Annotated in this window: 1 protein-coding gene; it reads right to left on the bottom strand. The window is 59.2% G+C overall.

Annotation, left to right across the window (positions count from 1 at the left end; all coding sequences use genetic code 11):
• Nucleotides 1-31: 31 nt before the first annotated feature.
• The gene (gene ldtC, locus HMPREF9538_RS21790; protein WP_032420309.1) at nt 32-991 is read right to left on the bottom strand and encodes a L,D-transpeptidase LdtC; all 960 of its coding nucleotides are present in this window, start codon (nt 989-991) and stop codon (nt 32-34) included.
• Nucleotides 992-1,144 lie beyond the last annotated feature (153 nt).

The following is a 1,144-nucleotide window of genomic DNA, read 5'->3' on the forward strand; positions in this document are numbered from 1 at the left end:
TTTTTTTTTTTTTGTTTTGTGCAGCGTAAGACTACAACGACTGCGGTCCTGGGTCAGCATGACGGGTGACGTCAATCGGCATGCCCGAGCGGTAATTCATCGCGCGCTCCATCACCGTCCCGTCGGTCTGCGGCGCCTGTTTGAACGCAGTCATGGCCGCATTAAGCGTAATGGGCAGGGTCTGCGGGTCGTCATCGATATGCTCAGACAGCGGCTGATGGACCTCAACCAGACGGCGGCCATCCGGCTCAACCGACGCCTTGATCGGCGTGTTGATAATGTTCACCTTCGTGCCCGGCGAGATAGTGTTGTACAGCGCCTTGATATCGTTATCGCGCAGACGAATGCAGCCGGAACTGACGCGCATACCGATGCCGAAATCGGCATTGGTGCCGTGCAGGAGATAGACTCCGCCATAGGCGGCGAGGCGGATGGCGTGATGGCCCATCGGATTGTCAGGACCAGCAGGCACTACCGCCGGCAGCTCAATTCCCATAGCCTTGTAGCGCGCGCGAATGTTGGCGGTAGGTGTCCAGGTCGGATTGGCCCGTTTGTCGGACACGGTTGTGACCATCGTCGGTGTGATGGTGGTTCCGCCCAGCTGGCCGATGCCGATTGGGTAGACGGTCACTTCATTTTTGCCCGGCGGGTAATAGTAGAGGCGCAGTTCGGCGAGGTTTATCACCAGCCCTTCGCGCGGCGCATCGGGCAGCAGCGTCTGCAGGGGGATGGTCAGCACGCTGCCGGCGCGCGGAACATAGGGGTCAACTCCGGGATTGGCCTGCAGCAGGGCCAGGAAGCCGACATTGTACTTCTTGGCAATCGCTTCCAGCGAACCGCCGTCATCCTGTACCACATGAAACTGATTCTGACCCACCAGCCGGCTGCCCGGCGGGGGAAGGGGCCAGGTGTTAGCGCGCGCGGGGAGGGCCAGCGCGGCGGCTAACGCGACTAGCGTCAGCCAAAGCGTCACGGGGAAACGGTTTCTCATTACCATAACTCCAAAATATGTAAGTGGTTATTTTTATACGAAAAGCAGATGAGATTATGGCGTGAGTCTGTGTGGGGAAATCCAGGCGGATTGCAAAATGTTTGTAAAGATTGCGAGGTATGTGGGAAGGGGGGGGGGGGGGGGGGGGGGGGG

The sequence above is a fragment of the Klebsiella sp. MS 92-3 genome (assembly GCF_000195655.1).
Taxonomy (GTDB): Bacteria; Pseudomonadota; Gammaproteobacteria; order Enterobacterales; family Enterobacteriaceae; genus Klebsiella; species Klebsiella pneumoniae.